This window comes from Geobacter sp. PheSNFMC (assembly GCF_059620965.1).
In genome coordinates this window covers 12204-37714 of the sequence record NZ_JCAMRN010000016.1, presented here as the reverse complement: position 1 = coordinate 37714, position 25511 = coordinate 12204, and the positions used below count along the sequence as shown (strand labels likewise).

Sequence of the window (25511 nt, the reverse complement as noted above, 5' to 3'; positions counted from 1 at the left end):
CGTGCTGCCTGTTGAGACGAAAGGGTGCTACTCCTCGATGCGGCCGTCCACCAGCCGGACAGTCCGCCCCATGCGGGAAGCGAGCCGCTCGTTGTGGGTCACGACCACCAGGGTCAGGCCCCGTTTCCGGTTGATTTCGGAAAGCGTTTCATGAACCTCGTCGCTGGTCTTCATGTCCAGGTTGCCGGTCGGCTCATCGGCCAGCAGGAGCCGGGGCGACAGGACCAGAGCCCGCGCGATGGCCACCCGCTGCTGCTCCCCGCCGGACAGCTCCCCCGGCTTGTGGGTGAGCCGGTGGGCAAGGCCGACCTCCGAAAGCAGCTCCCGGGCCGGGACAAGCGCCGCGGATCGCTTCATGCCGCCGATCAGGGCCGGCATCATGACGTTTTCCTCTGCCGTGAACTCAGGCAGCAGATGATGAAACTGAAACACGAAGCCGATGGAGCGGTTGCGGAAGGCGGCCAGGTCCATGTCGCTCTTCCGGAAGACATCCTCGCCGCCGAACAGCACCGACCCCGACGACGGCCGGTCCAAGGTCCCCATAAGATGGAGCAGGGTGCTCTTGCCGGCCCCCGATGCCCCCACCAGGGCAATGGTTTCCCCTTCGGCAACCGCCAGATTGACCCCCCTGAGCACATCGATGCGGGTGTCTCCGGCGCCGTAGGTCTTGCAGAGGTCCACAACCTCGATGAGGCTACTCATAGCGCAACGCCTCGGCCGGGGGGAGGCGCGATGCCTGCCAGGACGGGTAGAGGGTCGCCACCAGGGAGATAACCACGGCCGTCACCGAGATGAGCAGCACATCGGACGGCACGACCTGGGACGGGAAATGATCCAGGTAGTAAACGTCCTTGCTGAACAGCTCGAAACCGGTGACCCGCTGGATGAACCCCACGATGGGCTCCAGGTTCAACGCCACCAGAAGTCCGCCGACAACGCCGATGACCGTCCCGGAGATGCCGATGATGAGCCCTTCGAGAACGAAAATTTTCATGATGCTCCGCCCTGGCGCCCCCATGGATTTGAGAATGGCGATGTCCTTGGTCTTCTCCATGACCACCATGAAGAGGGTCGAGGCAATGCCGAAAGCGGCCACCAGGACGATCAGGGTCAGAATGATGAACATTACCATCTTTTCGGTCTTCAAGGCAAAAAGAATGTTCTTGTTCATCTGCATCCAATCCCGGGCATAGTAAGGGAATCCGAGGTCGCGGTTGATCTCCCGCACCATCTCTCCCGTGTGGTAGACATCGGCCACCCGGAGCTGGATGCCGGTGACCATGTTTCCCATCGAAAGAAACTCCTGGGCCTCGCCGAGCCCCACGTAGGCCAGGGTCGAATCGTACTCGAACATGCCGGTGTTGAAGAGCCCCACCACCCGGAACTGCTTCATCTTGGGAACCATGCCGAGGGGGGTGATGTTGCCGAGCGGAGAGATGACGTTCAGGGTGTCGCCCACGTACAGGTTGAGGGAGCGCGCCAGTTCCTTGCCGATGATGATGCCGGGCCGGGCCGGCTCGGCCGAGGCAAGGGGGGCCGGGACTGCAGTGAGATCGGTCAGCTTGCCGTCGACGAGGGAGCGTGAGAGGTTGGTGACCTGGGGGTCGGTGGCGGGATCGATCCCCCTGAGCACCACGCCGGAAACGTTGCCGCCCGAGGAAAGCATCACCTGACTGTAGATGAACGGGGTGACGGCCTTAACCCCTTTGACGGCACTTAGCCGCTCCATCATGGCGTGATAGTCCTCGATGCCGCCGCTCGATTTCAGCACCACGATGTGGGCATTGGTGCCGAGGATCTTTTCCTTGAGATCCTCTTCGAAGCCGGTCATCACCGCCAGAACCACGATGAGCGCGAGCACCCCCAGGGCAACGCCTGCGGTGGAAATAAAGGTGATGATCGATATGAAGGTCGACTTCCGCTTGGCCTTCAGATAGCGGAGACCGATAAAAAGCTCGTAGGGCATCTATGAACCTCGGGACTGGGGACTCGGGACTCGGGACTGGTCATGACAATCGTGGTTACTGGTCCCGAGTACCCAGTCCTGAGTCCCGTTATTTCTCCTTGCGCAGTTGCGGGAAGAGAATGACGTCACGAATCGAAGGTGAATCGGTCAGCAGCATCACGAGCCGGTCGATGCCGATCCCCTCCCCCGCGGTGGGGGGAAGGCCAAACTCCAGGGCGCGGATGTAATCCTCGTCCATGTAGTGGGCCTCGTCGTCGCCCTTGGCCTTGGCCGCCACCTGGGCGAGGAACCGCTCCTTCTGGTCCACGGGATCGTTCAGCTCGGAAAAGGCGTTGGCCATCTCGCGGCCGGCAATGAACAGCTCGAACCGGTCCACGATCTCCGGGTCCTTGTCGCTCTTGCGGGAAAGGGGTGACACCTCGGTGGGGTAGGCGGTAATGAAGGTCGGCTGGATCAGCTTTGCTTCCGCCACTTCCTCGAAAATCTCGGTGATGAGCTTGCCATACCCCACGTCGGCGGGCAGGTCGAGCCCCAGCCGCTGGGCGTAGGCATAGGCCAGATCCCGGTCCGCCAGGGACTTGGCGTCGATGTCGCCATATTCCAGAATCGCCTCGACAACGGTGAGCCGCTTCCAGGGGCGCTGGAAGCTGATCGGCATCTCCTGGTAGGTGAAGTCGAGGGTCCCCAGCACGTCCTGCGCCACATGACAGAGGAGTTCCTCCGTGAAATCCATCAGGTCTTCAAAGGTGGCATAGGCCTGATAGAACTCCATCATGGTGAACTCGGGGTTGTGGCGCACCGAAATCCCCTCGTTGCGGAAGTTGCGGTTGATCTCGAAGACCCGCTCGAAGCCGCCGACCACGAGCCGCTTCAGGTACAGCTCCGGCGCGATCCGGAGAAAAAGCTGCATATCGAGGGCATTGTGGTGGGTCACGAAGGGACGTGCCGTGGCGCCGCCGGGGATCGGCTGCATCATGGGCGTTTCCACCTCGAGGAAATCCTTGCGCACCATGAATTCGCGGATGAGATTGACGATGCGGGACCGCTTGACGAACACCTCGCGCACTTCGGGGTTCACGATGAGGTCCACGTAGCGCTGGCGATAGCGCGTCTCCACGTCCGTGAGGCCGTGGAACTTCTCGGGAAGCGGCTGGAGCGACTTGGTCAGGAGCCGGATGAATGTGGCGTTGAGGGTGAGCTCGCCGGTCTTGGTCCGGAACGGGGTGCCGCCGACGCCGACGATGTCGCCGATATCGAAGGTTTCGAACGCATCGAACGCATCGTCGCCCACCGTATCCTTGCGTACGTAGACCTGCATCCGGCCCTTCCGGTCCTGGATCTGGATGAACGCGGCCTTGCCGAAGGAGCGGCGCGCGATGATGCGGCCCGCAACGGTAAAACTGCGGGGATCATCCTCAATGGTATCCACAGTGCCATAGGTCTCCCTGAAATCGGCAGACGTATGGTGGGGCTTGAAGTCATTCGGGTAGGGATTGATCCCCGCTTCCCAGAGGGCGTCGACCTTGCGCCGTCTCTGGAGCAACAGCTCACTCAACTCTTCCATTGCTCGTACAGTCCCTTTCTCGCAGCCGTTTTCCGGCCCGTTTAACAAATCGTTAACTTAGCCAAAGGAGCATGCCAAGTCAAGGAAAAACGGGGTGCAAACAGAGCGCACCCCGTCAATTTAGCTTGCATATTCAAATAGTTGAAGGCAGGGTCAGGGGAGGTGCACCTGCACCGGCGCGATCCGGTTACTGGTCGTGCCGTCGCCGAGCTGGCCGTAGCCGTTGTACCCCCAGGACCACAAGCCTCCTGGCCCATGTTTCTTGACGATCGTAAAGAACGACCCGAGGAGCACCACCCGCTCCACGTCGCTAAGGGGGGCGTTCGATGCATCACGCACCTGGGCGGGGCTCAGTTGGTCCCCGGTGGTCCCGACGGACAGAAGACCGAGGGTATTGAATCCCCAGGCGTATACCGTGAAGTCGTTCGCCACGGCCACCGAATGGGACGGGCCGGCACACACGTCGATAAATCCGGTAATGCCGGCGGGCGGCGTCAACTGGATAGGGGTGCTCTGGTTGGTGGTGGTGCCGTTGCCGAGCTGACCATAGGCATTGTTCCCCCAGGCCCAGATCTTGCCGGTAGAATCCAGGGCCAGGTTGTGGCTGCCGCCCGCGGAAATCTTGCGGATCGTTATGGAGGAGGGAAGCTGGACTTTTTGAGGCATGTGGCTGCTCAGGGTGGTTCCGTTGCCCAGTTGGCCGCTGGCGTTGTTGCCCCAGGCATAGGCTTCGGTGCTGGTATAAGCGATGCTGTGACTGCCGCCGGCAACGATGGCGGTCGGAGTAATGGGGAGCTTTGCCGCCTCCACCTGCCTGGGGGCGAAGCGGGTGGCGGAAGAGATCGGATTCAGGGCCAGTTGGCCCGCGCCATTGCTGCCCCACGCCCAGACCGTGCCCCCGGCCAGAGCCAGGGAATGGAGTCCGCCGGCCGCCACCTGCTGAACAGCACCGCCGAAGCCGCCGATCTTCACCGGCGTGGCACTGGTCGGGACCGTTGCGGGATCGTGGCCGATCTGGCCGGCCGAATTGCTGCCCCACGCCCTGACCCCGCTCACGTTGTCGAACCGCGCGATGGCGAGGGTATGGGAGGCTCCGGTGGCAACCCCGCTGGAGTAGGTGGCAAAGCCGAGCCGGAACCGCTTGGGGGTGGCAGCAGAGGTGGTTGTACCGTCACCGAGCTGGCCGGACTCGTTATTCCCCCACACCGCAAGGGTCGTCATGTTCTGGAACGCGACGCTGTGGGAATAGGCCGGCGACGAGATGCTGGTGGAGTCCGCGAAGGGCAGGTCCCCGTCGGCGCAGGCGGAAAGGAGCGTACAGGATGCAAGCACGGCGGCCATGCGAAAGCTGGTGATATTCTTCATTGTCTTCTCCCCTGCTGGTGATTGGTCATGGATACGTTACTCTTATCCTGCTCCGGAACCTACGTGCCGGGTGCCCTATCTGCCGGCCACGATTTCGTACAGACCGCCGGGAGACACCCCCTCGAACGTCACCGGGCCGAGATACTCGCCCTTGCGGAAGCAGGCCCCTTCCCCCGGCACGAGCCTGGCGGCGGAGGCATTGCGAAAGGAAAAGACCGTGCCTCCCTGGAGCGAGGCAAGGTCCTCCACCCGCTCGACGGGGAAAACGTGACGATCCACGACAGCGAAGTCCTCCGGCGCAGGGAGCGGCGTGGCACCGTTGGCCGCATCCGCCATGGACAGGGGGATGACGCTCCCTTTCCCGGCGCCCCGCGGGAGAACGGCCCGAAGCGTCACCTCCACCGAATCCGTGCCGTTGAACCTGAAGTCGTAAAAGGGGGTCCAGCCGTTTCCCTTCACCAGATAGCTGTAACGGACGCCGCCCTTTCCGGCGAGCCGGAGCCGGGCCACGCTGCCGCCGGGGGGCTCCGAAGCCTTGAGGGCCTTCAGCCGGTCATCCACCGACCTGATCCCTTCCTCGGTCTGCCGGCGGGCCCGATAGACCTCCTCCAACTGCGCCAGGGCGTACTCGGTCCCCTTCCTGACCGACATGAGGGGTTCAGGGTTGCCCTTGGTCTTTCGCGGCGCCTTGCTGCTTTGCGATTTTGCCGCCGCCTTGAATATCTCTTCCCGCGCTTCGATGGCTCTGAGCCGGTCCTCTAGGCCCTTGCGCCGTTCGATCAGGCGAGCGATCCCGCTGCCGGCGCCGGCAGCGGGCCGGAGAGGCTCCACGTCCACGCGGACCACGCCGGCGCGACCGGTAGGACTCACCCGGAGGGATCCGGGGATGTAGGTCGAAGGTAGCGGGACTTCCACCGTACCCCTGACAGTGGTTATTTCACCCGAAACCCGGGCCCCGTCCAGATAGTAGGTGATGGTGCTGCCGGCCATGGCCGGCACGGCAGCCAGCAGAATACCGATTACATACAGCGCGAGTCGCATCCGCCCTCCCTGGCATGGCACGCTATCACGAGGCAACGTCGAGCAGTTCCACCTCGAAAATCAGCGTGGCGTTCGGCGGGATCACCCCGCCGGCTCCGGCGGCACCGTACCCGAGTTGGGGAGGCACGATGAGACGGCGTTTGCCGCCGACCTTCATGGACATGACCCCCTCGTCCCATCCCGGGATCACCTCGCCCGCGCCGATGGTGAAGACGAACGGCTCTCCCCGGTCCACGGAGCTGTCGAACTTCGTGCCGTTCTCAAGCCAGCCCGTGTAGTGAACCTTCACCGGTTTACCGGCCACGGGGGCCGCACCGGACCCGGCGACAAGGTCCACGTAGGAAAGCCCCGACGCGGTCGTGACGGCATCAGAGGCGCCGGCGGCGCTTGCAGGCTTCGCCTCGCCGGCCGGCTTGGTTTCCCTGTCCGAGCAGGCCGCCACGACGATACCGACCAGAAGCAGCAGCAGTACGAGAATTTTCTCGACGTTTCTCACCAAATACCTCCGAGATGGATTATTGATTGAACGGCTCATGGATCCCGCCGAGCCTCAGGATGAACTCCCATTGGGCCGGGGTCACCGGTTGCACTGAAAGGCGGCTCCGCTGCAAGAGGACCATGTCCGCCACCTCCGGGTGCATCTTCAGTTCGGCAAGCGTCACCGGCCGCGCGAGAGGCCTCACGTACCTGACGTCGACCATATACCAGATGGGGTTGTCCCGGCCGGCCCGGGGATCGAAATGTTCGCCGGCCGGGTCCAGGGCGGTCCAGTCGGGATACCCCTCGCTCACCACCCGGGCGATGCCGACCACGGCCGGCTCGGTGACGTTGCTGTGATAGAAGAGGACCCCGTCGCCGGGCTTGATCTCGTCGCGCAGAAGATTGCGGGCCTGGAAGTTGCGCACGCCATCCCAGTGCTCGGTGCCATCAGGACGGTTCCCGAGGTCGTCGAACGAAAAACAGGACGGCTCGGACTTGAAGAGCCAGAAACGCCGCTGGCGGTTCATGGTGCCTCCCGGGTCACGCGACGCGCCTTCCTAGGTCAGGAGGTGCACGAAGAGCCCGCTCCTCAGCTTGGGCTCGAACCAGGTGGACTTGGGGGGCATGATCTTGCCCACATCGGCCAGGTGCATCAGCTCAGCCATGGACGTGGGGTGGAGCGAGAAGGCCACCCGGTACTCGCCGCCTGTCACCAGGCGCTCCAGTTCGCCGGTGCCGCGGATGCCCCCCACGAAATGGATCCGCTGGTCGGTCCGGGGATTGCGGATGCCGAGGACCGGCCCCAGGAGGTTGTTCTGGAGGATGGAGACGTCCAGGTGGGACACTGCGTCATGCTCGTCAAAGGAGCCCTGCTTGGGCACAAGCTGGTACCAGCGCCCCTCCAGATACATGCCGAACTGGTGCCTGCTTTTCGGTTCGAACCGCCCTTCCTCCGGGGAGACGCTGAAATGCTCTCCCACCCGGGCCATGAACTCGGCCACGGTGAAGCCGTTCAGGTCCTTCACCACCCGGTTGTAGGGCATGATGGTCATTTCGCTGTCAGGAAAGATCACGGTAAGGAACCAGTTGTACTCCTCGTCACCCGTATGATCGCGGTTGGCGGAGCGGCGCAGGTCACGCACCCGCCCGGCCGCGGCGCTCCGGTGATGGCCGTCCGCCACGTAGAGGGTTGCAATGGAGGCGAAGCGGGCGGTGAGTTCGTCGATGACCGCCCGGTCGTCCACGACCCAGAGGGTATGGGAAACGCCGTCGTCGGTGGTGAAATCGTAGGCCGGTTCGGCCGAGGCGGCCCGGGCCACGATGGCGGTAATGGCCGGATCGTTGCGGTAGGTATAGAAGACCGGCTCGTCGTTGGCGTCGAGGTAGTCGATGTGCTTTACCCGATCCTCTTCCTTGTCGGCCCGGGTGAGCTCATGCTTCTTGATGACCCCGCTCTCGTAGTCGTCCACGCCGGCGCAGACCACGAGTCCCGTCTGGACGAACGCTCCCATCTTCTGGCGGTAGACGTAGTAGCACTCCCGGGGTTCCTGAACGAGGATGCCCTCGGCCGTGAACCGTTGCAGGTTTTCCCTGCCTTTTTCGTAGACCGGCTCGGCGTAGGGATCCATCTCGGCGGGAAGATCGATCTCCGGCCGGGAGATGTGGAGAAAGCTGTAGGGGTTGCCTGATGCCATGGCTGCGGCCTCGGCCACGTTCATGACGTCATAGGGAAGCGCGGCCACCTTCTCGGCCAGGTGCTTCGGCGGGCGAAGCGCCCGAAACGGCTTGATCAGAGCCATGGTTACCTCGATAAATTAGAAGTAGCGCCGCCCGCCCATGAAACGGGAGGTGAAATAGTTCTCGTCAAGGGACGAAACCTTGATGTCGTCGCCGCGGCGGGGGGCATGGACGAAGCGGTTGTCACCCACGTAGATCCCCACGTGGTTGATGCTGTCATCGGAGGCGCCGAAGAAGACCAGGTCGCCGTCGCGCAGATCCCCGCGCCCGACCGGGTCGCCCACCTTGAACTGCTCGCGGGAGGTTCGGGGAATGTTGACCCCGCAGAGGTTGTACACGGCCCTGACGAACCCGCTGCAGTCCATCCCGTCCACGACGGTATCCCCGCCCCAGCGGTAGGGGATGCCAACGAACCGCTCCGCAGTGCGGGCGGCAATGGCCCCCATGTCCCGGTTGCCCCGGTCGTTGTCGGGGCGGCTGCGGGGCTGGTCGGGCTTCGGCCGGCCGATGGTCGCGGCGGGCTCCTTGCGGATGACCGTTTCGCGCTTCGCGACGGGCAGGTTTTCCGGCGAGGCGATGAAGTAGGAGCCGATCATGCCGTCGGCCACCAGCCTGCGGGCCTCCCTCCGGGCAGCCTCCAGGGAGGGGAAGTCGCCGAAGCGGACCGCATAGAGGCCGTTGTCACGCTTGAAATAGAACGCATCGATGCCGCGAACCTGGAGCCTTGCCGTAAGACGCTCGGCGTTCTTCACGTCGGAGAAGGCCCCCACCTGGATGGCATGGCCCACGCGGGAGAGACCCGCCCGGGGCATGGCGCAGCCCGTGGCCGTCACAAAGGCCACTGCGACAAACACGAGAAAGAGGGTTAGTTTTTTCACCATCGCGCCTTACTCGTCGGAGTCTTTCACATCGCGCCGCACCCCCATGAGGAACGCCACGACGAAATCCTCCAGTGCACCGTCCAGGACCGCGTCGGGGTTGCCCGATTCGACGCCGGTCCGCAGGTCCTTGACCATCTTGTAGGGGTGGAGCACATAGGAGCGGATCTGGCTTCCCCAGCCGATCTCCTTTTTCTCGCCGGCCAGTTCGGAGGCCTGGGCTTCGCGCTCCTGGAGCTCCTTTTCGTAGAGCTTCGCCCGGAGCATCCGCAGCGCCGTGGCTTTGTTCAGGTGCTGGCTTCGCTCGCACTGGCAGGCAACCACGATGCCCGTGGGAAGGTGAGTAAGCCGGACGGCGGAGTCGGTGGTGTTCACGTGCTGACCGCCGGCGCCACTGGAACGGTAGGTGTCGACCCGCAGATCCGACTCGGCGATCTTGATCTCGATGTCGTCCTCGATTTCGGGGAAAACGAACACCGAGGCAAAGGAGGTATGCCGGCGGGCGTTGCTGTCGAAGGGGGAAATCCGCACAAGGCGGTGAATCCCGGCCTCGGCCTTAAGATAGCCGTATGCGTACTCACCGTCAACCGTAAAGGTCGCTGACTTCACCCCTGCCTCGTCTCCCGCCTGGAAGTCGGTGATTTCGGTCTTCCAGCCCTTGCGCTCGCAGTAGCGCAGGTACATCCGCAGCAGCATCTCGGCCCAGTCCTGGGCCTCGGTTCCGCCGGCACCGGCATTGATGGAAACGAAACAACTGTTCTTGTCGTGGGGGCCCGACAGCATGCGCTGAAACTCTGCCCCATCCACCTCGCGCTCAAGGCAGTCGTTGAGGGCGCGGACTTCGTCGAGCGTCGCCCCGTCTTGGGCTTCCTCCCCCAATTCGATGAGGACGCGGATGTCGTCCGTCTGGCGGTTGAGACGATCCCACAGATCGATGAGCTTTTCGATCCGGGTTCTCTCCCGCAGGACCTTCTGGGCTTCCTCGTTATTGTCCCAGAAACCGGGGGCGGCGATCTGCGCCTCCAGTTCCTGAATGTCTTCCCGCTTGCGGTCTATGTCAAAGAGACCCCCGGAGCTTGGCGATCCGCTCCCCGAGATTTTCGACCCGTGCAACTTCTTCTCTGAACATCGTTGACTCCTTGTTGTTGCCACAATATGTGCGACACCGGTGCGGAACGGTACACGGTGCCGGAAAATGTCCGGGACATCCCGTCAGGCGCTGCCGGCCCTGCGATGGGCACGCAGTGCTATCAGTGCGCCACAGGCCAGGCAGGCCATGGCAAAGACGTCGCCATAACGGTTGTAGATGGTGCCCCCCTCTCCCAGTCGCACCTCGCCGGTAAGAATTGCCTCCTCGAACAAGCCGGTCATCCTGAGAATATGCCCCTTGCTGTCGATGATGGCAGTGATGCCGGTATTGGCGGCCCGCACCAGGGGAACCCGGTTCTCCACGGCGCGGAAGACGGTCATGGAGAGATGCTGGTAGGGGGCGGAAGATCGCTTGTACCAGGCGTCGTTGGTGATGTTGACCAGAATCCTGCTTCCGGCCCGCACGTACCCCCTGGCCAGTTCGGGGAAGATACCCTCGAAGCAGACCAGCACCCCGATGGCCCCCTTTCCCGTCTCAAGGGAGGCAATCCCGGCTCCGGGCGAGAAATCGCCGATGCCGGCCACGATCTTGTTGACGAAGGGGAGAAACTTCGCCATGGGCACGTACTCGCCGAAGGGAACCAGGTGGATCTTGTCGCTGCGGCCCATCACGTCCCCCCACGGAGACAGGAGGAAGGCGCTGTTCAGGTAGCGGATCGTTTCGCCGTCCCGCTCAAAGGCCGGGCTCCCCACAACCGTGCAACTGCGCAGCTCCCTCGCCAGATTCCGGATGCGGGACGCGTATTTCTCCTCGTTCTGGAGATAGAACGGCACCGCGCTCTCGGGCCAGACCACCAGATCCGCGGGGCCAGTGCTGCACGCCTTGCGGGACAGGCGCTCGTACACCGCCACCGTCGCCTCCTGGAACGCCGGGTCCCACTTTACGCTCTGGTCGATGTTGCCCTGAATCAAGGCCACGGAGAAAGGAGCCCCCGCCTCGGGACGGTGCAGGCGATTGAAGCCATAGGCAAGGGTTGCGATCAGGAGCAGAACCAGGATAGCCGCGCTCTTCACCGGATAGGGTGCCCGTTCGCGGGCCGCGAAGCCGCGGATGATCCGGTACAGGACCACATTGCTCAGAGCGATGAGAAACGAAAGGCCATAGACGCCGGTCAGGTCCGCTATCTGGATGAGTGGCAGGGTCCGGTACTGGGAGTACCCGAGGCTGGCCCAGGGAAAACCGGTAAGCAGAAAGGATCGGACATACTCCAGCCCCACCCAGACCACCGGAAACGCAAGAAGCGCGGTGATCCCCCGCTCTTCGCCGCACCTGACGACATAGACGGTTACGGCGGGATAAAGGGCCAGGTAGCCCGCCAGCATCAGGAAGATGACGATGCTGACACTCCAGTGGAGGCGGCCATAGGCTACCACGGCGATGTTGATCCAGTAGAGGATGCCGGCGTAGGCCACCAGCCCCGCGGTGAAGCCGAGCCGGAACGCGGTGGCGGGAGCCTTGTGGCCGCAGGCGAGCAGTAACGGCACCAGGGCCACCCACGCCAGGATGGAAAAGCCGGGCGTGGGGAACGACACGGCAAGGAGCACGCCCGAAAGGGCAGCCATGACGTAGTCGCGCCGGGGGACGGCATTGAAGCCGGGCATGTGAAACCTGCGGTAATCCACTACGGTTGGGCCTCCCCGGCCTCGTCACCGCGGCGGGCGATCCGCACCTTCTTGATGTTGCGTTCGCCGGCCTCCAGGACGGTCATGCGCAGGGTGTCGCTCTCGACTTCCTCCCCCACCATGGGTATCCGCCCGGTAAGATGGAAGATGAGGCCTGCCACCGTGTCGAACTTTTCCCGCTCCACTTCGATGCCGAAATACTCCTCCAGCTCCTCGATGGGCAGCCGGGCATCGACCAGGATCGAGCCGTCGGGCTCCTCTTCCAGCCATTCATCCTCCAGGTCGTACTCGTCCTGAATGTCCCCCACGATCTGCTCCAGCAGGTCCTCGATGGTGACGAGTCCCGAGGTGCCGCCGTACTCGTCGATGACGATGGCGATGTGAACCCGCTTCCGCTTGAATTCCTGGAGCAGTTCCTCGAGGTTTTTAGTCTCGGGAATGAAGTAGGGGACCCGCATGATCCGCTTGAGATTGATGGCGGGCTCGCTCATGCCCCAGTATTTGAGGAGGTCCTTGGCGTAGATGAGACCGATGATGTTGTCCACGGTGCCATCGTAGACCGGGATGCGGGAGTGCCCGCAACTGATGATGGTATTGAGAACATGCGCCAACGCGGCATCCACCGGCACACACGCCATGTCGGTCCGCGGCACCATGATCTCGCGGACGATGGTGTCGCGCAACTCGAAGATGGAGCGGATCATCGCGTTTTCTTCTTCGTTGATGATCCCTTCCTCTTCACCGGCGTCCATGATCTCCTGGATTTCCTCCTCGGTGATCCGTTTCCTGCCCGTGAGGAACCTGCCGATACTGTCGATCAGACTGCTCCCTTTCCTGCCTGAGCCTTCGTCCAAGGCGCTGTTTCCTCCCCTTTCATCGGTTGCCGGTTATGGTTATGCGTGATCAAATTGGTTCAGACCGCTACTTCAGCATTCTGAACAGGGTCAGGACCAGTGCGGCGACGGCAGTCCCCGTAATCGCTCCCAAGACCACTTCGCGCATGGTGTGGATATTGAGCAGCAGGCGCGAATGGCTGACCATCACTGCCAGAGCGATGGTGAGGATTGAAATCAGAGGATCCTGGGTGGAGAGGGAAACCACCGTTGCGATGCCAAAGGCGACGGCGGCATGGCCGCTCGGCAGTCCTCCCTCCAGGGGGGTCCCCCTGCCGGACAAGGACTTGAGAATCACCACGACAATCACCACGACGAGGAGCGCTACGACCGTCCCCATCTCCGTGGGCGTTCCTATCATGGCGAGGGCCTCCTTGTAAATCGGAAAAATGTACTTGGAGAGTATCAGGTATCCCATGACCGCCGCGCCGATGGCAGCCGTGAGCACCCCTCCGGCGGCCACGTCCTTGGCGATCTTGGCCAGGGGATGGTAGCCGGGCGACACCAGATCCACCACCGCTTCCACGGCGGTATTCATGAGCTCCGCGAACAGCACGAAGGCGACCGACACCGCCAGCAGGGTGAATTCAAGGGGGGTCACCCGCAGGAACAGCACCGCCACCAGCAGGCCCAGGGCTGCCAGGAAATGATACCGCATGTGCGGCTGGGTCCGTGAAGCCCAGAGAATCCCGTCAATGGCGCAGTTGGCCGAATCGATGAACCGGGTGGGCTTGATGGGTGCCCCGGCAGGGCGTTCCGCTTCCGGCCTCCCGTCTTTCCACTGGCCGGAGCTAGACAAGTCCGCCGTTCTCGAGGAGGGCGAAGACTTCCCGTTCCTTTGCCTCCATCCGCCGGGCTTCGGTCTCGCCGCTCCGCTCATGATCGTAGCCGGTGATGTGAAGGATGCCGTGGAGCAGGAGGAAACAGAGCCGCGACCAGAAGGCGATGCCCGCCTCTTCCGCCTCCCGGGCCGCCGTGTCCGCCGAGATGATCACGTCACCCAGCACATCGGGGTTGAGGTCGCCGAAATCCCCCTCCCCCATGGCAAATGAGATGACATTGGTGGGGCGGTCCTTGCCAAGGTAGTCGCGGTTGACCCGGCGGATGCCCAGATCGCCGGTGATGACCACCGACAGTTCGCTATCGGGATATCCCAAGGCGCCTAAGATCGTCTCCGCCACCTTTCTTAGGCGTCTCGTCCCGATCGGATGGCGTTTTTGCCTGTTCGTTATCGCTACCTTCAAGGGTCTTCTTTCCTCCGGGCGTTTTGTCCTTTTCCTTGTAGGCCGGCTCCGGATAATCGATCCGGTGGTGATAGATGCCGGCAAGGATTTGGTTGAAGCTCTTGGCGATCTCGTGAAGGTTCTTGAGGGTCAGTTCGCATTCGTCCAACTGGCCGTCGATGAAGATATTGTTGATGATCTTCTGGACCAGTCCCTGGATGCGGGCCGGCGTCGGATCGGCAAGGGTCCGGGAAGCAGCCTCCACGCAGTCGGCCAGCATCACGAGCCCTGCCTCGCGGGTCTGGGGCTTGGGACCGGGATAGCGGAAATCGCGCTCGTCCACCGCCTGCTCCTCGGTTGCCACATTCTTTGCCTTGCCGTAAAAAAAGCTGATCAGGGCCGTGCCGTGGGATTGGCGGATAATATCGATGATCGGCCGCCCCAACCGGTGCTCGCGGGCCAACTCCACCCCCTCTTTCACATGGGAAATGAGGATCAGGGCGCTCATGTTGGGCGACAGTTTGTCGTGGCGATTCTCGCCGCCGCCGACGTTCTCGATGAAATACTGGGGCTTGCTGATCTTGCCGATATCGTGGTAGTAGGCGGCAACTCGCGCCAGGAGCGGATTCGCATTGATGGCTTCAGCCGCCGCCTCCACCAGGTTCCCCACCAGGACGCTATGGTGATAGGTGCCGGGAGCGCGGACCATCAGCTCCCGGAGCACGGGAGAATTGAGATTGGACAGCTCCAGCAGCTTGATGTCGGTCACGTAGTGGAAAACCGTTTCGACCAGGGGGATCACCCCGGTGACGATGGCCGAGCAGAGAAGTCCTCCGGCCAGGGCGAAACCGACGCTCCAGAGGGTCTGGATGGTGAGGAAGCTGTCGCCCATGACCTGGAAGGAAAAGGCCATGGCCAGGTTCACCACGCTCACCTTGAGGCCGGCGGTGTAAATCCGGCTGCGGTCCTTGCAGTGGCGCACGCCGTGGGCACCCGCGATACCACCCAGAAGGGCGTAGACCACCACGAAGAGGCTGTTGTTGAACATGATCCCCAGAAGGGGTGCGGTGATGGCCGCATAGACCATGGCCACTTCGGAATTGAGGATGATCCGGATGATCATCGGTCCTACGGCAAAGGGGAAGAGGTAGAAATAGTCGTGGGTATCGATGCTGGGGAACGGCGTCCCCAATGCCGCGGAAACGGTCATGCCGATCTTGAAAACGAAAAAAAGCCCCACCGTTACCAGGGCGATCAACAGCAGATCCTTGCTGGTCGGGTTGAATTTGCGGATGTTCTTGCGCGCGAAGCGGTAGGGGAAGTAGAAGAGGACCAGCACAAGCCCCATGATGCCGATGGCGGTGAAGAGGTGATGAGTGCCGTGGCGGGCCGCGAAGAGCATCTGGAGCTTCTGGGCCTGGTCTTCGGTTATCCGTTCGCCGACCCGGACGATCATTTCGCCCCGCTTGACCTGGATAAAAGAAGGACGCACGCTCTCCCGGGCCTGCATCCGGTTGCGGATGGTCAGATCCTCGTTAAAGGAGAGGTTTGGCTTCGCCGCTTTGGCCACGAGCCCCTTGATCGCATCGGTTTCCCGCGATGAAACCCCGCCGGCAACGATCCGTATCTCCTTGAGCGCCGCCCCGGCCTCTTCGACGCTGAGCGGCGTCACCACGTACTCCATCGTGCCCAGCGGCTCCCCGGAGCGGGAATCCACGAGCATAATGCCGTGGGAGCTGTCGGCGGCAAACCGCCGCTTGTCGGCAATGATCTTGTGGCTGTAGAGGCGCTCGGCCAGTTGAGACACCTGCCCGATCAGTTCCGAGCTGGAGCCGAGCCGCATGAGCGCGGCAATCTCCGTCCGGGAAGGGGTGAATCCGAAGATGTCGCGCAACGCCTGATCCACGGAGGTCTGTTCAGCTTCCTCTCGATGGGCCGCGGCCTCGCGCAGCACCACGAGCGCCTGCTCGAAACGCGTCACGAGCTCGGCCGCCGCCTGCTGATCGAAACTGTACGCAAAGGGAACGGCGTCCTCCGCCTCCCTGCGCTTGCGTTCGGTCAGGGCGCGGTCTTCCAGCAGATGGTCGCGGGTGGCGCGAATATCGGTGGAGGCAATGTCGCCCGCTTCATGGCGGACGGACATGAACTCCTGGCGGGGGAAAATGATGAACGTGAGAATAATGGCTGTAACGACCAGAAGGATCCGCCGGTTTCTGTTTTCGTGCCTCGGATTGGAGAACCGTTCGAACAGGTTGTCCACAAGGCGTCCCAGCGAGAGCGACAGTGAGCCGCGTATATCCCGATCGTTGTTGCCGCTTTGAGAGGGCATAGAGTTACTTGTCTGGCGCAGCGTTGCCGCGGTTCGACATCCTTGAAGCGGGGATCCATCCCCACGGTTGTCCGGCTTGACCAAGTGATTACTATATCGTTCTTCTTTCCTGCGTGTCAATTTAGGATTAAAGGTGTTTCCATTTCATGGGGGCTCTGCTATATACTTTCTCTGTTTTGTCCAAGGTCGCACGACCTGTCACATTTTCAGCAAGGGGGCCATGAATGAGTGAAATCACTGATGTTTACGCGAGGGAGATCCTCGATTCCCGCGGCAATCCCACCCTGGAGGTGGAGGTTTTTCTGGAGTCCGGCGTCATGGGACGCGCGGCGGTTCCGTCCGGCGCCTCGACCGGCGAACGGGAAGCTCTGGAGCTGCGGGACGGCGACACCTCGCGGTACCTGGGCAAGGGAGTTCTCAAGGCCGTCGACAACGTGAACGATATCATTGCCGAGCAACTCATCGGCATGGAGGCCACCGACCAGGTGGGGATCGACCGGCGGATGCTGGAGCTCGACGGCACTGAATACAAGAGCACCCTGGGGGCCAACGCCATTCTCGGCGTGTCGCTTGCCGTTGCCAAAGCCGCGGCCGAAGAGGTCGGCCTCCCCCTCTACCAGTACATCGGCGGCTGCAATGCCCGGGAGCTTCCCCTCCCCATGATGAACATCCTCAACGGCGGCGCCCATGCCGACAACAACGTGGACATCCAGGAGTTCATGATCATGCCCGCCGGCGCCCGGAGCTTTTCCGAGGCACTACGGATGGGGGCCGAGGTGTTCCACGCCCTGAAAAGCGTCCTGAAGGGCAAGGGCTACAACACCGCCGTCGGGGACGAGGGGGGCTTCGCGCCGAACCTCAAATCCAACGAAGAGGCACTCGAAGTCATCATGGAAGCCATTGCCAAGGCCGGCTACAAGGCGGGCGAGGACATCCTCCTGGCCCTCGACGTGGCGTCGTCTGAGCTGTTCAAGGACGGCACATACTTCCTGGAGAACGAGGCCAAACCAGAAAAGACCGCAGACGAACTGATCGATTTCTACGAGAACCTGGTCAACAAGTATCCCATCGTCTCCATCGAGGACGGCATGGCCGAGAACGACTGGGAAGGGTGGAAGAAGATCACCGACCGCCTCGGCAAGCGGGTCCAGTTGGTGGGAGACGACCTCTTCGTAACGAACTCGAAGATCCTCAAGGAGGGTATCAGCAAGGGAGTTGCCAACTCTATCCTCATCAAGCTGAACCAGATCGGCACGCTCACCGAGACCCTCGACGCCATCGAGACCGCCAAACGCGCCGGGTACACCACGGTCATCTCCCACCGCTCCGGCGAGACCGAGGACACGACCCTTGCCGACCTGGCGGTAGCCGTGAACGCCGGACAGATCAAGACCGGCTCCCTGTGTCGGACCGACCGGGTGGCCAAGTACAACCAGCTCCTCAGGATCGAGGACGAACTGGATGTGACCGCCCTGTTCCGCGGCAAGGACGTATTCTACAACCTGCGCTGAACCGGCACCGACCGGCACGGCTGGAACGCGCAAAAGGCGGGGGAAACCCCGCCTTTTGCTTGTGGCGATAGGCAGCGGAATCAGCCGTTCAGGCAACCCGGGCCGTGATTCCCAGCCGGTCGAGCACCTCCGACATCCTTCCCGCATCCAGCGGCTTCTGAAGGAAATGGGCGGCGCCCAGCCTGCCGCAAGCCTCCATGTCCCGCTCATGGTCCGACGACGTGAGCACTACCACGGGAATATCGCGGGTCTCCTCCCTTTTTCGCATCTCGCGCAGCACATCGACGCCATCCACCCTTGGCAGTTTCAGGTCCAGGAGGACGAACCGGGGCTGAGCCCGGTTCTCAGCAACCGTCAGGTAGCGTAGGGCTTCGACACCGTCCTTTACCACATCGATCCGCGAAAGGACCGGGAATTTTTTAAGCACCCGCCGGGTCAGAAACTCCTCGTCGGGATTGTCCTCCACGAGCAGCATGGTTATTTCTTCGGTACCGGCCATGACATCCCCCCTCTCCACCTGTTACCCTCTGAATGCAAGAATCGCGCTCAATCCATGCCCAAAGGCCGGAACGAGCAGACAACCATGGTTCCTTTTCCTTCGCCGCTGTCGATTCTAACATAACCGCCGTGGCGATCGACAATTCTTTTAACCAGCGCAAGCCCCACACCGGTGCCGGGAAACTCGTCATGGCCATGAAGGCGTTCGAATGGGCGGAAGAGCCGTTCGGCATAGGCCATGTCGAACCCAGCACCATTGTCGAGGATGAAAAACGCCCCTTCGACTGATGCAACCGCTCCGAATTCGATGAGTCCCTCCGGTTTGCCCCCCGTGAACTTCCAGGCATTGCCCACGAGATTGTCGAGCACCACCGAAACCAGGCGGGGATCGGCGTCCACCTGGACGCCGGGCTCGATGATCACGGTCACGCGCCGCTGGGGCTCGCTCTCCCGCAACTCGGCAATGATGCGCTCAACCATGGGGCTCAGATTCACCTTTTCACGGCAGAGCTCGCCACGGCTCACCTGGGTGAGGCTCATGATCGCGGCAACGACACGCCCCATCTGGTCGCAGGTGGACATGATCCTCTCAAGGTAGAACCGGCCGGCGCTGTCCAGCTTGTCGCTGAAATCCTCTTCCAGCGCCAGACAAAAACCCTTGAGCCTTACCAGCGGGGCACGCAGGTCATGGGAAACCGAATAGTTAAACGATTCCATCTCCCGGGTGGCCTTCTCAAGCTCTGCAGTTCGCCCGATGACGCGCTGCTCCAGTTCGTTATTGAGAGCGCTGATCGCCTCCTGGGCCCTGCTGCGTTCCGCTTCGCGCTGCTCCAGGGCGGCCACCATTCCGTTGAATGCGAGCGCCAGCCGCCCCACCTCGTCAGAGGACACGACGTCGACCTTTCTGAAATCGCCGTCACGCAACGCACGCACTCCGTCCGTGAGCCGGTCGAGGGGGCGGGTAATCTTCCGGCCGATGACATAGGCGAGAATACCCCAGAGAACAATTGCCGCCAGCGCAATCAGGATACTGTTGGCCACCAGAAACCTGAAGGCATTGGTAACACTGCCCTTGTCAAAGATCACCCGGCCAAAACCGATGGTGCGCTCGCGAATATCCTGGGAACTCGCCCCGAAGTAGAGTTCCTCCTCGGAAAAACTGCCCGCCTCCAGGATGATTGGCGCCCAGAATTCAACGGTCTTAGCTGTCTCGAACCGGATAGGGCCGGGAGACATCTTCAAGGCGCCATTCACATCGGGCGGTAGCGGGAACGTCGGGGACCCGCTGCCCAAAGCCCCGCGCTCTTCGAGGATCGGCTTTCCTTCTGGGGAATAAACCCCGGCAGACACCACCCCTTCGTAAGAGGTCACCCCGTCGAGGGCGCCCTTGATGAACCCTGTATTGTGGGTAACAATGCCGACCCGGGCATTGAAGGCAAGCACTCGCGCAAGGGAGGTTCCCTCGCGCATGAATGCTTCGCGGGCCAGTTGCCAACGGTCATAGAGGTAAACGCCGGAAAAGAAGAGAACCACGACAAGGAACAGGAAGCCGAACGAGAGAAAAATCCTCGCCGAGAGTCTTTCCCTGGCTATGGCAAGGGGAGAGCGCATGGGAACCGCCTGGTTACACGGACTTATCAAGGTGGCCGGTGTCCGCGAGAAAGGGACGCCGGCACGAGCGAGACAACGGCACGACAGGTCTGCAGGACTGCGGGTGCGGCAATTCAGGCCGGTGAAAACGCCCCTAAAGCATTGCCAAAGGGAATGTCCCGCCTGTCCAGCTCGGCATCCAGCACGTAGAACTACCAGCAACCCCGTGCTTTGTCCAGGGTTTTCCGGGATGGTTCGGTTCCGCGACGGTTACTCCGCCGCCCCGGCCACTGACGGAAGATGTGTGCTATACTCACGAAAAATACGAAAATCGAGCACGGAGGGTTCTTCCATGCGCTACTCCCCCCTTCTCACCGACCTCTACCAATTGACCATGCTCGCCGGCTACCTGGACGAAGGTGTGGCAGAGACGCCGGCAGTCTTTGATCTGTTTTTCCGTCACAACCCCTTCCAGGGCGGATATGCGGTCTTTGCCGGACTCGATCCTGCCCTCGACTTTCTCGAACACCTCGAGTTCAACGAAGACGAGCTCGAGTACCTCCGGGGGCTCGGCCTCTTCCGGCCGGCTTTCATCGATTTTCTCCGTTCATTCCGTTTCAAGGGCAGGGTAACGGCCCCATCCGAAGGGACTCCAGTTTTTGCCAACGAGCCGCTGGTCACGGTGGAGGCGCCCCTGGCCCAGGCCCAACTGGTGGAGACGGCGCTCCTCAACATCATAAATTTCCAGACCCTCGTGGCCACGAAGGCGGCCCGGATCGTCCACGCGGCAGCGGACGGAACAGTCCTCGAATTCGGCCTCCGGCGCGCCCAGGGACCCGACGGCGGCTTGAGCGAAGCCAGGGCGGCCTACGTGGGAGGGGTACGCAGCACCAGTAACGTCCTGGCGGGCAAAACGTTCGGCATCCCGGTGCGCGGCACCCATGCCCACAGTTGGATCATGGCCTTTCCCGACGAATTGACGGCGTTCAGGAAATACGCTGAGGTCTTCCCCGACTCCTGCGTCCTCCTGGTGGACACCTACGACACCCTCAGGAGCGGCCTGCCCAACGCGGTCACTGTTGCGCGGGAGTTGCGGGCCCGGGGGCATGAATTGGCCGGGGTGCGGATCGACTCGGGCGACCTGGCCTACCTCTCGCGCCAGGCACGGCGGCTGTTCGACGAGGCAGGGTTTCCCAACGTCCGGGTCGTCGCCTCCAATGAGCTTGATGAGTTTGTCATAGAATCGATCCGGGCCGAGGGGGGGTGCGTCGACATCTACGGCGTGGGAACCCGGCTCGCCACCTGTGCCGGAGAAGGAGGGGGCGCCCTGGGAGGGGTCTACAAGCTGGTGCGGATCGGCGATCGACCGCGGCTCAAGGTAACGAGCGACCTGGCCAAGGCGACCCTGCCTGACCGGAAGCGGCTCCTGCGGGCCGTGTCCGCCGACGGCACCTTCATTCAGGACCTAATCTGCCTGGACGGCGAAGAGGTGCTTCCCGGCCATACGGTCTTTGATCCGACCAACCCCCTGCAGCATGTGGCCATCCCGATGAAGGCCCGCCTTGAAGACGTACGGTCCGTTGTCATGGAAAACGGCAGGCGGACCGCCGCACGGACCGCTTCACTGGACGGGATGGCCGACCGGTCGCGGGATCAGCTCGCCCTCCTCCCCCAGGGATGCCTCCGGTTCATCAACCCCCACCGCTACAAGGTTTCCATCAGCCAGGGACTCAATGACCTGCGACTTCGCCTCATGGAGGAGGTGCGGCACGGGTATCACGACAGCGTCACCCCGTAACGGAGCATATGCCATGGAAAAAAGCGCCGCCCTTCTCATCGTCGACGTCCAGAATGACTTCTGCCCCGGCGGAAGCCTGGCCGTCCCCGGCGGGGACGCCGTAGTGCCCGTTCTCAACCGTTATATCAGTCTCTTCCGGGCGGCCGGGCTCCCCATATTCGCCTCACGGGACTGGCACCCCCGGACCACGTCCCATTTCAAGGAACACGGCGGACTGTGGCCGGTCCATTGCGTGCAGGGGAGCCACGGCGCGCAGTTTCATCCCGACCTGGCCCTTCCCGGGGACGCAATCGTCATATCGAAGGGAATGGATCCGGAGCGTGACGACTATTCGGCGTTCCAAGGAACTGCGGCCGACGGGACGCCCCTCCCTGCCCTTCTTGCCGGCCGCGGCATCCGCCATCTGTACCTGGGAGGGCTTGCTACCGATTATTGCGTAAAGGAGTCGGCCCTGGAAGGAGTCCGGCACGGCCTCATCGTCACCGTGCTGGCCGATGCGTCACGGGGGGTCGACCTCGCCCCCGGCGATTCGGGCCGGGCAGTGCAGGACATGATGCGGGCGGGGGTGCGGGTGACATCCCTTGAGGACATCGGACAGGAGCAACGGCTGCGGGAGTGAAAATACGACAAAGAGGTGTGGTATCCGTCAACTCGTAGTTCTGGCAAAAACCGGAAAAACGTGCTATTGCTACCTTGACTCGATCTTTCTATCGTATTTTCATATAGTTCAAGGAGACGAAACCCATGATCCGCACGAGCAACCTGAAGATCAAAAGCATCACTCCCATCATTGCGCCCGGGGAGTTGCGCCAGGTATTTCCCCAGTCGGAGGAGGCGGCAGAGTTCGTCAACTCCAGCCGCGCCCACATCAAGAACATCCTCAAGGGCAAGGACCCACGCCTGATGGTGGTAGTGGGCCCCTGTTCCATCCACGACCCGAAATCGGCCCTGGAGTATGCCGAGCGGCTGGCGCGGCTGGCGGCCGAACTGTCGGATCAACTGTTCATCGTGATGCGGGTCTACTTCGAAAAACCCCGCACCACCGTGGGCTGGAAGGGGCTCATCAATGACCCCGACATGAACAGCACCCACCAGATATCCAAGGGGCTCGGCATCGCCCGGCGGCTGCTGTCCGAAATAACGGAAATGCTCCTGCCGGTGGCCACCGAGATGCTCGACCCCATCACCCCCGACTACCTGGCGGATTGCATCTCCTGGGGAGCCATCGGGGCCCGCACCACCGAGAGCCAGACCCACCGCGAAATGGCCAGCGGCCTCTCGTTCCCCGTGGGATTCAAGAACGGCACCGACGGCAATCTCCAGATCGCCATCGACGCCATGAATGCGGCACTCCATTCCCACAGCTTTATCGGCGTCAACCGGGAGGGGCGCACCTCCATCATTCAGACCACCGGCAACCCCGATGTCCACATCGTGCTGCGGGGAGGGAAAAAACCGAACTATTTCCCCGAAGACATCAGAAAAACTGAAGAGATGCTGGAAAAGGGAGGACTCTTTCCCACCATCATGATCGACTGCAGCCACGGCAACTCGGAGAAACGCCACGAAAAACAGCCCGACGTGCTCTCAGCCGTCGTGGACCAGATCGCTGCCGGCAACCGGTCCATCTCCGGCGTCATGATCGAGAGCTTTCTGGAAGAAGGGAGCCAGTCGATCCCCAGGGATCTCTCGACCCTCAGGTACGGCGTGTCCATCACCGACAAGTGCATTGACTGGAAGACCACTGAAAGCATCCTGCGTTCGGCCCACGACCGCCTCAAGGCAGCAGGAGGCAGGCCCCTGCACGGGTAGGCCCGCTGTCAGGCAAAGGGAACGCGGGGCAGCCCGAGGGTTTCGGCTAGGGCCCGGTGAACGATGCCGCCCCGCCAGGTATTGAGGGCTTTCGCCAGGGCGGGGTCGCGCCTCAAAGCATCCTCGATACCAAGGCTTGCCAGCAGCCGCACATACGGAAGGGTCGCATTGGTGAGCGCCAGGGTGGATGTGCGGGGGTAGGCGCCCGGCATGTTGGCCACGGTGTAGTGGATGATGCCATCCACCTCGTACACCGGCTTGTCGTGAGTGGTCGGCCGGCTCGTGGCGACGCATCCCCCCTGATCAACGGCAACATCCACGATGACCGCCCCTTTCCGCATGGTCCCGAGCATGGGGCGGGTAATGAGCACCGGCGTCCGGCCGCCAGGCACCAGCAACGCTCCAACCACCAGATCAGCATCCCGAAGATGATCCGCAAGGGCGTCGGCCGTGAGGACCAGGGTCCGAAGCCTTCCGTTGAAAACGTCGTCAAGACGCTGCAGCCGCTCGATCCCCCTGTTCATTACCGTTGTTTCCATACCGAGGCCGAGGCAGACCCGCGACGCTGCGCTGCCCACCACTCCTGCACCGAGAATGAGCGCCCGGCCGGCAGCCACGCCGGGAACGCCTGCGGGCAAGGTCCCTGTACCGCCGTAGATTCGTTGGAGATGAAACGCTCCCACCAGGGGGGCCATCCGGCCGGCAATCTCGCTCATTGGCGCAAGCAGCGGCAACACTCCCCCCTTCTCCAGCGTCTCGTAACCGATGGCGGTAATGCCGCGTTCCAGCAACACACGGGTCAGTGCCTCGTTGGGGGCCAGGTGGAGATAGGTAAAGAGCGTCTGTCCGGGCTGCAGCAGTCCGTATTCCTCCGGCAGCGGTTCCTTCACCTTGACAATGAGCTCGGCCCGCCCGAAGAGGTCACTCCGGCTCACTACCCGGGCACCCGAGCGATGAAAGTCATCGTCGGCAAAACCGCTCCCCTCGCCTGCGCCTGCCTCCACGAGGATCCCGTGTCCTTCGCGCGAGAGCTCCGCCACGCCCGTCGGCGTCATGCCGACCCGGTATTCATGGGTTTTTATCTCCCGGGGCACGCCTATGATCATTGCCGAATCCCTCCCTATCGGATACGAGGTGCTCTGGTTCTTCAGTATACCCCAGGATGATGATTCGGCATGACGCACCCGACCACGCCCTCCTGCCCAGCGCCCCGCCATATCTCGTAGCTATATTAATGCAAAAATATAAACAAAAAATAATATCGTTAAATCCATGCCCAAACGGCCTGGCAACGACACATTACCCGCTATAACACCACGTTTTGCCCACCTCGCTGTCATTTCGCGTCATTATTTCAAAGAAATATTGACCCGCATATCCTGCCATTATTTCAACACAATACAAATCTAAATATCACGATAAAGCACACACTCTGCTACACATGATTGCCAAATGACGGCACTCCTCCTCAAGCCTCACCAGCACCACAAAACAATAAACAGTAGCGATTGCAACATGTTAAACAGATAGCCACATCAGGTCATCCAGGTCAGAGCATCGGCATTCCACCGGCAAGCGTTTTGCTCTACACATTCGAACGCCGCGCAGACAAGGAGGATGACATGGAAATGCTCTACACCATGATGGTTGTTCTCACCACCATCGTTTCAGCCGTCATGATTCCACGTATCATGCTTGACTGGCTGCGCTACCAAGAGTTTTTGCGTGACCGGAATGACGAAGCGCTCAGGGCGCTTATCGCGGGACAGAAAGGCTGGATGATGCGGCACGGGCTGTGCGCCCTCGGTGCGGTGGCGTTGGTAGTCTGTATCAAGTGCCTGCCCGGGCTTGCCCGCTATGATGAGCTTGCCGGCGTCACGGCTATTTACGGCATGATGACCCTGGCATTCGCCTTCGTGGAATCTCTTCTGGCCCAACGGGTCGAGAGCAGCCTCCAATCCGGTCTCGTCCCTGTGGTCACCGACAGCCAGTTCGAACAGTAGCACCGCCTGAATGCACGACGCAGAGCCAGTGCCCTCACCCCGCACATTTTT

At 62.0% G+C, this 25511-nt stretch carries 23 protein-coding genes; 5 read left to right on the top strand and 18 right to left on the bottom strand.

The features are described 5' to 3' along the window. Positions 1-27: 27 nt before the first annotated feature. The 15 genes from AC6CDK_RS05315 to AC6CDK_RS05245 all read right to left on the bottom strand — a co-directional run bounded on the left by AC6CDK_RS05315 (position 28) and on the right by AC6CDK_RS05245 (position 16248). On the bottom strand, positions 28-702 hold the full coding sequence (locus AC6CDK_RS05315; RefSeq protein WP_192905426.1) for an ABC transporter ATP-binding protein: 675 nt from the start codon (positions 700-702) through the stop codon (positions 28-30). Then, positions 695-1966: a lipoprotein-releasing ABC transporter permease subunit gene (locus AC6CDK_RS05310; protein WP_039643755.1), complete on the bottom strand. Its 1272-nt coding sequence runs from the start codon at positions 1964-1966 to the stop codon at positions 695-697. The genes AC6CDK_RS05315 and AC6CDK_RS05310 overlap by 8 nt, the downstream gene beginning before the upstream one ends. 88 nt (positions 1967-2054) lie before the next feature. After that, complete coding sequence (lysS, locus tag AC6CDK_RS05305; protein WP_039643752.1) at positions 2055-3530, bottom strand: lysine--tRNA ligase; 1476 nt, start codon at positions 3528-3530, stop codon at positions 2055-2057. Positions 3531-3683: 153 nt separating this feature from the next. Then, positions 3684-4895 carry an RCC1 domain-containing protein gene (locus AC6CDK_RS05300; RefSeq protein ID WP_192905425.1) on the bottom strand — a complete coding sequence of 404 codons (1212 nt, stop codon included), beginning with the start codon at positions 4893-4895 and terminating at the stop codon, positions 3684-3686. A gap of 75 nt (positions 4896-4970) precedes the next feature. Next, positions 4971-5936, bottom strand: a complete 966-nt coding sequence (locus tag AC6CDK_RS05295) for a hypothetical protein (protein WP_066357227.1) — start codon at positions 5934-5936, stop codon at positions 4971-4973. Between the two features lie 25 nt (positions 5937-5961). Beyond that, positions 5962-6432, bottom strand: coding sequence for an FKBP-type peptidyl-prolyl cis-trans isomerase (locus AC6CDK_RS05290; protein WP_039643746.1), 471 nt, complete (start codon positions 6430-6432; stop codon positions 5962-5964). A gap of 19 nt (positions 6433-6451) precedes the next feature. Further along, positions 6452-6943 carry an EVE domain-containing protein gene (locus AC6CDK_RS05285; protein WP_066357226.1) on the bottom strand — a complete coding sequence of 164 codons (492 nt, stop codon included), beginning with the start codon at positions 6941-6943 and terminating at the stop codon, positions 6452-6454. A 30-nt stretch (positions 6944-6973) separates the two neighbouring features. Further along, positions 6974-8215 (bottom strand): DUF1015 domain-containing protein, encoded by a 1242-nt coding sequence (locus AC6CDK_RS05280; RefSeq protein WP_192905424.1) that lies wholly within the window; start codon positions 8213-8215, stop codon positions 6974-6976. 15 nt (positions 8216-8230) lie between these two features. Further along, positions 8231-9034, bottom strand: a complete 804-nt coding sequence (locus AC6CDK_RS05275) for an NlpC/P60 family protein (protein WP_192905423.1) — start codon at positions 9032-9034, stop codon at positions 8231-8233. Between the two features lie 6 nt (positions 9035-9040). Further along, positions 9041-10160 (bottom strand): peptide chain release factor 2 gene (prfB, locus tag AC6CDK_RS05270; protein WP_145915386.1). Its coding sequence is split into 2 segments (ribosomal slippage): positions 9041-10090 and positions 10092-10160, totalling 1119 coding nucleotides; the frame shifts between segments, so codons are not numbered across the junction. 83 nt (positions 10161-10243) lie between these two features. Next, the gene (gene lnt / locus AC6CDK_RS05265) at positions 10244-11803 is read right to left on the bottom strand and encodes an apolipoprotein N-acyltransferase (protein WP_192905421.1); all 1560 of its coding nucleotides are present in this window, start codon (positions 11801-11803) and stop codon (positions 10244-10246) included. After that, positions 11803-12657 carry a hemolysin family protein gene (locus AC6CDK_RS05260; RefSeq protein ID WP_039643737.1) on the bottom strand — a complete coding sequence of 285 codons (855 nt, stop codon included), beginning with the start codon at positions 12655-12657 and terminating at the stop codon, positions 11803-11805. Before AC6CDK_RS05260 ends, lnt begins: the two co-directional genes overlap by 1 nt. A gap of 67 nt (positions 12658-12724) precedes the next feature. Continuing rightward, complete coding sequence (locus tag AC6CDK_RS05255) at positions 12725-13495, bottom strand: diacylglycerol kinase (protein WP_275451505.1); 771 nt, start codon at positions 13493-13495, stop codon at positions 12725-12727. Further along, entirely contained in the window at positions 13488-13940 is a 453-nt protein-coding gene (ybeY, locus tag AC6CDK_RS05250; protein ID WP_039643734.1) for an rRNA maturation RNase YbeY, read from the bottom strand. Before ybeY ends, AC6CDK_RS05255 begins: the two co-directional genes overlap by 8 nt. Then, complete coding sequence (locus tag AC6CDK_RS05245) at positions 13837-16248, bottom strand: HD family phosphohydrolase (RefSeq protein ID WP_039643732.1); 2412 nt, start codon at positions 16246-16248, stop codon at positions 13837-13839. The genes ybeY and AC6CDK_RS05245 overlap by 104 nt, the downstream gene beginning before the upstream one ends. 224 nt (positions 16249-16472) lie before the next feature. Between AC6CDK_RS05245 and eno the strand changes: the two genes are divergently transcribed. Continuing rightward, complete coding sequence (gene eno / locus AC6CDK_RS05240; protein WP_039643731.1) at positions 16473-17759, top strand: phosphopyruvate hydratase; 1287 nt, start codon at positions 16473-16475, stop codon at positions 17757-17759. A gap of 88 nt (positions 17760-17847) precedes the next feature. Here eno and AC6CDK_RS05235 read toward each other — a convergent pair whose 3' ends face one another. Next, positions 17848-18258: a response regulator gene (locus AC6CDK_RS05235; protein WP_039643729.1), complete on the bottom strand. Its 411-nt coding sequence runs from the start codon at positions 18256-18258 to the stop codon at positions 17848-17850. Between the two features lie 47 nt (positions 18259-18305). After that, positions 18306-19868 carry a sensor histidine kinase gene (locus AC6CDK_RS05230; RefSeq protein ID WP_192905420.1) on the bottom strand — a complete coding sequence of 521 codons (1563 nt, stop codon included), beginning with the start codon at positions 19866-19868 and terminating at the stop codon, positions 18306-18308. A gap of 331 nt (positions 19869-20199) precedes the next feature. Between AC6CDK_RS05230 and AC6CDK_RS05225 the strand changes: the two genes are divergently transcribed. From AC6CDK_RS05225 to AC6CDK_RS05215, 3 genes are all read left to right on the top strand, one after another. Next, a complete protein-coding gene (locus tag AC6CDK_RS05225; RefSeq protein WP_039643725.1) occupies positions 20200-21645 on the top strand; it encodes a nicotinate phosphoribosyltransferase in 1446 nt (481 codons plus the stop codon). A 13-nt stretch (positions 21646-21658) separates the two neighbouring features. After that, positions 21659-22264 carry a nicotinamidase gene (locus AC6CDK_RS05220; RefSeq protein ID WP_039643723.1) on the top strand — a complete coding sequence of 202 codons (606 nt, stop codon included), beginning with the start codon at positions 21659-21661 and terminating at the stop codon, positions 22262-22264. Positions 22265-22389: 125 nt separating this feature from the next. Continuing rightward, positions 22390-23457, top strand: coding sequence for a 3-deoxy-7-phosphoheptulonate synthase (locus tag AC6CDK_RS05215; protein WP_192905419.1), 1068 nt, complete (start codon positions 22390-22392; stop codon positions 23455-23457). An 8-nt stretch (positions 23458-23465) separates the two neighbouring features. Here the strand turns inward: AC6CDK_RS05215 and ald are convergent, their stop codons facing one another. Then, positions 23466-24563, bottom strand: a complete 1098-nt coding sequence (gene ald, locus AC6CDK_RS05210) for an alanine dehydrogenase (RefSeq protein ID WP_192905418.1) — start codon at positions 24561-24563, stop codon at positions 23466-23468. Positions 24564-25079: 516 nt separating this feature from the next. Between ald and AC6CDK_RS05205 the strand changes: the two genes are divergently transcribed. Beyond that, positions 25080-25460, top strand: a complete 381-nt coding sequence (locus AC6CDK_RS05205; RefSeq protein ID WP_039643717.1) for a hypothetical protein — start codon at positions 25080-25082, stop codon at positions 25458-25460. The last annotated feature ends 51 nt before the right edge of the window (positions 25461-25511 follow it).

Bases quoted from the DNA above. Each gene is read 5' to 3' on its own strand.
- ald (WP_192905418.1), bottom strand. From the start codon at position 24,563: ATGATCATAGGCGTGCCCCGGGAGATAAAAACCCATGAATACCGGGTC.
- AC6CDK_RS05310 (WP_039643755.1), bottom strand. From the start codon at position 1,966: ATGCCCTACGAGCTTTTTATCGGTCTCCGCTATCTGAAGGCCAAGCGG.
- lysS (WP_039643752.1), bottom strand. From the start codon at position 3,530: ATGGAAGAGTTGAGTGAGCTGTTGCTCCAGAGACGGCGCAAGGTCGAC.
- AC6CDK_RS05225 (WP_039643725.1), top strand. From the start codon at position 20,200: ATGCGCTACTCCCCCCTTCTCACCGACCTCTACCAATTGACCATGCTC.
- AC6CDK_RS05245 (WP_039643732.1), bottom strand. From the start codon at position 16,248: ATGCCCTCTCAAAGCGGCAACAACGATCGGGATATACGCGGCTCACTG.
- AC6CDK_RS05280 (WP_192905424.1), bottom strand. From the start codon at position 8,215: ATGGCTCTGATCAAGCCGTTTCGGGCGCTTCGCCCGCCGAAGCACCTG.
- AC6CDK_RS05300 (WP_192905425.1), bottom strand. From the start codon at position 4,895: ATGAAGAATATCACCAGCTTTCGCATGGCCGCCGTGCTTGCATCCTGT.
- AC6CDK_RS05275 (WP_192905423.1), bottom strand. From the start codon at position 9,034: ATGGTGAAAAAACTAACCCTCTTTCTCGTGTTTGTCGCAGTGGCCTTT.
- AC6CDK_RS05230 (WP_192905420.1), bottom strand. From the start codon at position 19,868: ATGCGCTCTCCCCTTGCCATAGCCAGGGAAAGACTCTCGGCGAGGATT.
- AC6CDK_RS05235 (WP_039643729.1), bottom strand. From the start codon at position 18,258: ATGGCCGGTACCGAAGAAATAACCATGCTGCTCGTGGAGGACAATCCC.
- eno (WP_039643731.1), top strand. From the start codon at position 16,473: ATGAGTGAAATCACTGATGTTTACGCGAGGGAGATCCTCGATTCCCGC.
- AC6CDK_RS05220 (WP_039643723.1), top strand. From the start codon at position 21,659: ATGGAAAAAAGCGCCGCCCTTCTCATCGTCGACGTCCAGAATGACTTC.
- AC6CDK_RS05285 (WP_066357226.1), bottom strand. From the start codon at position 6,943: ATGAACCGCCAGCGGCGTTTCTGGCTCTTCAAGTCCGAGCCGTCCTGT.
- AC6CDK_RS05295 (WP_066357227.1), bottom strand. From the start codon at position 5,936: ATGCGACTCGCGCTGTATGTAATCGGTATTCTGCTGGCTGCCGTGCCG.
- AC6CDK_RS05315 (WP_192905426.1), bottom strand. From the start codon at position 702: ATGAGTAGCCTCATCGAGGTTGTGGACCTCTGCAAGACCTACGGCGCC.
- AC6CDK_RS05215 (WP_192905419.1), top strand. From the start codon at position 22,390: ATGATCCGCACGAGCAACCTGAAGATCAAAAGCATCACTCCCATCATT.
- AC6CDK_RS05205 (WP_039643717.1), top strand. From the start codon at position 25,080: ATGGAAATGCTCTACACCATGATGGTTGTTCTCACCACCATCGTTTCA.